Below are 4546 nucleotides of genomic sequence, written 5' to 3'. Positions count from 1 at the left end.
CAACCAGCGATGTGCTGCCTGCACCAGTGCCGCCGTGCCGTCGCTACTGATGGCCGAGATGCGGAACACCGGCCCATCATGATTCAGCCGCGCCTGGATCTCATCAACCACTGCATCACGCTGATCTTCGGGCAACAGATCGAGCTTGTTGAGCACCAGCCAGCGCGGACGCTCGGCTAGCGTCGGCGAGAACTGGCCCAGCTCAAGAGTGATCGCCTTGGCAGCTTCGACCGGGTCAGACTCATCGAACGGCGCCACATCAACCACATGAAACAGCAACCGGGTACGCGTCAGGTGTTTGAGGAAGCGCAGCCCCAGCCCAGCACCGCCTGAGGCTCCTTCAATCAAGCCCGGCACATCGGCCATGACAAAGTGTTCGTACTGACCAAGCTTCACCACACCCAGGTTGGGCACCAGGGTAGTAAATGGATAGTTGGCCACTTTGGGCTTAGCCGCCGATACCGAGCGGATCAGCGTTGACTTGCCCGCATTGGGCAGACCCAGCAACCCCACATCGGCCATCACCTTCATTTCAAGGCGCAGGTTGCGGCGCTCGCCATCGGTACCCAGGGTAGTACGCCGTGGCGCACGGTTAGTGGACGACTTGAAGTGAATGTTGCCAAGCCCCCGGCGACCGCCCTGGGCGACCAGCACCACCTGTCCGTTTTCAGTCACATCGGCGATCACTTCAAGGGTGTCCTCGTCGATCACCGTCGTGCCCACTGGCACCTTGACGTGCAAATCTTCACCAGCCCGGCCGTTCATCTGCTTGCCCTGGCCGGGCCGACCGTTGGTTGCCTTATAGAATCGTTGATACCTGAAATCGATCAGCGTATTGAGCGAGTCATCGCCGATCAGGTAAACACTGCCACCATGACCGCCATCGCCGCCATCGGGACCGCCTTTGGGTATGTACTTCTCACGGCGGAAGCTCATGCAACCGCTGCCACCATTACCGGCTTCTGCGATGATCGAGGCTTCGTCGACGAACTGCATCTGACAATCTCCTGACGGTCAATACCGTCATGATACAAAAAGGCCCCGCTGCGCGGGGCCTTTTACACGACAAATTCGGGCTGTCTCAAGCAGAGACGATGCTCACAAACTTGCGGTTTTTCGGACCCTTAGTTTCGAACTTGACCACGCCCTCGTCCAGAGCGAACAGCGTGTGGTCCTTGCCGATACCAACGCCAGTGCCGGCGTGGAACTTGGTGCCGCGCTGACGGACGATGATGTTGCCTGGGGTCACTGCCTGACCACCGAACAGCTTCACGCCCAAACGCTTGGATTCACTATCGCGACCGTTCCGTGTGGAACCCGCTGCCTTCTTATGAGCCATTGTATCGTCCTCGCTCGTTCAGGGGATAACGCTTACGCGCTGATCCCAGTAATCTTGACTTCAGTAAACCACTGACGGTGCCCCTGGCGACGCATGCTGTGCTTACGGCGACGGAACTTGATGATAGTCACCTTATCGCCACGGCCGTGGGACACGATCTCGGCAGACACTTTAGCACCTTCAAGCATCGGCGTACCGATCTTGACATCGTCGTCGCTGCCGACCAGCAACACTTCATCAAAGTCGATGGTTTCGCCTGTCGGAATTTCCAGTTTCTCAAGCTTGAGCGTCTGGCCTTCCTGAACACGGTACTGCTTACCGCCACTCTTGATAATTGCGTACATGTTTCTCTTCTCCGAGACTCATCGGGGTTGGCTCTTTATCAGCCTGCTTCGAGTGGCGCCCCTTTTGGCAGCCATCTGACAGGGAGCATGATGAGTGGGTCGCGAATTATAGCGCCACACAAGCCCGACGACAAGCCATCCTTGACATCTCCCATCAGACCATCGCCATCCTGCTGGCCACCCGCACGGCATGTCTTGACGCTTACAGTGCCGCCCCATAGCATGACCACTGCATCTGTTTCGCCGCCCCGGCTTCACCTACCGTCGAATGCCTTCATGACCGCCAACTCTGCGCCATCGCTTAGCACCACCATCCCGACGGGCCCGGTACATGCCGTCGTGGCCGATGACTTCCTCGCCGTCAACCGCACCCTGCTGGCCCAACTGACCTCGCGCATTCCACTAGTCGAAACCATCGGCCAGTACATTATTGAAAGCGGCGGCAAGCGTATGCGCCCGCTGCTGGTACTGCTGGCCGCACGCAGCATCGGCTACCAGGGCGACCAGCACATCAGGCTGGCCAGCCTGATCGAATTCATGCACACCTCGACTCTGCTGCACGACGACGTAGTGGACGAATCCCACATGCGCCGTGGACGCCAGACCGCCAACGACGCCTGGGGCAACGCCCCTTCAGTGCTGGTTGGTGACTTCCTCTATTCGCGCTCGTTCCAGATGATGGTGGACATCGGCTCAATGCGCATCATGGCGATCCTGTCTGCCGCCACCTGTGTTATCGCCGAAGGTGAGGTTCAACAGCTGGTCAATGTCGGCAACCCTGACGTCAACGAAGCCACCTACTTCGAGACCATCCAGGGCAAAACCGCCATGCTGTTCGAGGCTGCCTCACACAGCGGCGCCATCATTGCTGGCGCCACCGCTGAGCAGGAAAGTGCCCTGCAGAACTATGGCCGTTATCTTGGTCTGGCCTTCCAGCTCATCGACGACCTGCTCGACTATCAGGGCGACGTCGATGCCATGGGCAAGAACGTCGGCGACGATCTGGCCGAAGGCAAGCCCACCCTGCCGCTGATCCGTGCCATGCAAACCGGCACCCCTGAGCAGGCCAAGCTGATCCGCCAGGCCATCCGCAAAGGCGGACTGGAGCAGCTTGATGAAGTGCTAGCCATCGTTCATGGCACCGGTGCCCTGGACTACACCCGCCAGCGCGCCGAAGAGATGATCGACAAGGCACTGGCCCAGCTGGATGCCCTGCCCGATTCGCTCTACCGCGATGCCATGACCCAGCTGGCCCACATGGCCGTCAACCGCCAGGCCTAAGTCAGCAAGAAACACGCTGCGCGGCTTGCAACCGCGCTGAATAGACGTATAATTTGTCACCGTTGAGGCACAGACCCAACGCATCGGAGTATAGCTCAGCTTGGTAGAGCGCTGCCTTCGGGAGGCAGAGGTCGTAGGTTCGAATCCTGCTACTCCGACCAAAGAATTCAATAAAAACGGCCACTTAGCTAGTTCAGCAAGTGGCCGTTTTTATTGACTTAACTCTATATCCCTCAGACCCACCACCCCACAAACGTCCAGCCAGCTACCACGTTGAGCACGCTGATCGCGAGGACATAAGGCATATTGCGCCATCCATATTACCTCCTTGTTCTACCTTCCATGATACTTGCCCCGGTTAGGCTCAGAAACAAGCAGGCTGATCACATATCGGAAAAGTGAGTTAGCGATGAAATCGCAGGACGACCGATCACACAAATAATCCAGTTAACATTCCTGTATCATTCAGCCCCCCTCCCTATACCGCACCTTATAACACAAGAAGGAACGTTCTAATGAACTGGGTCATCTTGGCTGTCATAGCCGCTTTAATTTTTCTTTACTTTTGGTATGCCGCTATTGTTTCCCGGCGTAACGCGGCTCAAGAGGCTTTTTCTGGGATTGATGTCCAGCTGAAGAAGCGCACCGATCTGATCCCCAATATTTTGAAAATCGCCGCTCGCTTTATGGAGCATGAGAAGGCGCTACTCACTGATATTACTCAACTGCGCACGGATGTGTTGAAAGCGGCAAAGGCAAACGACCGCGAAGGCACAGAGAAGAGATTCGAGCTAGAGGCTGCTCTCGAAGACAAGCTGTCGGGACTAATGGTGGCGGTGGAAAACTATCCCGACCTTAAGTCTCACACCAACATGCTGGAAGCTCAGCGAGCATATGCGGATAGCTACAATGCCGCGGGACGCCGGTTCAAGGATGCCATCCAGATCTTTCCGGGAACATTGATTGCAAAGGTGATGGGCTTAGAACCCTTGCCGTTCTTCGAGGCATCTAAAGCCGATCGCGCACCGGTCAACGCTGACCATTATCTCAACCCATGAGTATTCTGAAGACACTTTTTCAGGCTGGTGAGGCACTCAAGCAGCTAGGCAGCGGGACGGCCTTCCAGCACCCGGAGACAACGACCGAGTTGTCCGACGACATCCGCGCGACGATAGAACGAGATGTTTTACCATTGCTGGAACCGCTAGAGCAGTTCAGGTTGGAAAAGCTGGCGAGCAAGACACGTCGCAAGACCTGGTTTCGTCGCCTTGGCTGGTTGCTGTGGTTACCATCGGTAGCGCTGGATCTCTTCATGCTGGTATCTGGTGAACCGACACTCTATACCCTGTTCGTAGTCGGCGGACTGGGCGCCTGGGTTGTCTATCCGGAGTTGCAGTACACGCGGCGCTACAAACAAAAGCTTATCCCTGTGCTGCTCCAAGCCTTTGGCGATCACACCTACGATAAAGATGGCTGTATAGACCTGGAAGCCGTCAAGTCATTCGATATCTTGCCGCGCTTTTCGAGCAAGAGCAGTGAAGACTACATCAGTGGCAACATCGCAGGCGTCCAGTTTGAGTTC

Annotated in this window: 6 protein-coding genes, 1 tRNA gene and 1 pseudogene; 4 read left to right on the top strand and 4 right to left on the bottom strand. The window is 56.7% G+C overall.

The genetic code is table 11. The annotated features are described in order from the left end of the window. The 3 genes from cgtA to rplU form a co-directional block, all read right to left on the bottom strand. Positions 1 to 996 (bottom strand): Obg family GTPase CgtA (gene cgtA, locus ACTH3D_RS12695; protein ID WP_441667493.1); only part of this gene is annotated, 996 nt, incomplete at its 3' end. 85 nt (positions 997 to 1081) lie between these two features. Beyond that, positions 1082 to 1339, bottom strand: a complete 258-nt coding sequence (gene rpmA, locus ACTH3D_RS12690; RefSeq protein WP_075879593.1) for a 50S ribosomal protein L27 — start codon at positions 1337 to 1339, stop codon at positions 1082 to 1084. 32 nt (positions 1340 to 1371) lie between these two features. After that, positions 1372 to 1683 carry a 50S ribosomal protein L21 gene (rplU, locus tag ACTH3D_RS12685; RefSeq protein ID WP_441667492.1) on the bottom strand — a complete coding sequence of 104 codons (312 nt, stop codon included), beginning with the start codon at positions 1681 to 1683 and terminating at the stop codon, positions 1372 to 1374. Between the two features lie 276 nt (positions 1684 to 1959). On the opposite strand from rplU, the gene ispB reads away from it, so the two are divergent. Continuing rightward, a complete protein-coding gene (ispB, locus tag ACTH3D_RS12680) occupies positions 1960 to 2964 on the top strand; it encodes an octaprenyl diphosphate synthase (protein WP_441667490.1) in 1005 nt (334 codons plus the stop codon). Between the two features lie 84 nt (positions 2965 to 3048). After that, positions 3049 to 3125: transfer RNA gene (locus ACTH3D_RS12675), tRNA-Pro, on the top strand. A gap of 72 nt (positions 3126 to 3197) precedes the next feature. On the opposite strand, the gene ACTH3D_RS12670 is transcribed toward ACTH3D_RS12675, so the two are convergent. Beyond that, on the bottom strand, positions 3198 to 3269 hold the full coding sequence (locus ACTH3D_RS12670) for a superinfection immunity protein (protein ID WP_441667495.1): 72 nt from the start codon (positions 3267 to 3269) through the stop codon (positions 3198 to 3200). Between the two features lie 210 nt (positions 3270 to 3479). Here ACTH3D_RS12670 and ACTH3D_RS12665 point away from each other — a divergent pair, with 210 nt between their 5' ends. Together ACTH3D_RS12665 and ACTH3D_RS12660 are read left to right on the top strand one after the other, a co-directional pair. Further along, a complete protein-coding gene (locus ACTH3D_RS12665) occupies positions 3480 to 4022 on the top strand; it encodes a LemA family protein (protein ID WP_441667489.1) in 543 nt (180 codons plus the stop codon). Beyond that, a pseudogene (locus ACTH3D_RS12660) lies at positions 4019 to 4546 on the top strand (DUF3137 domain-containing protein); the annotation flags it as partial. The gene ACTH3D_RS12665 and the pseudogene ACTH3D_RS12660, both read left to right, overlap by 4 nt.

The sequence above is a fragment of the Halomonas sp. genome (assembly GCF_052095765.1).
Lineage (GTDB): Bacteria > Pseudomonadota > Gammaproteobacteria > Pseudomonadales > Halomonadaceae > Halomonas.
Note: the sequence above shows the minus strand (reverse complement) of the source record. Positions and strands in the feature narration are given on the sequence as shown.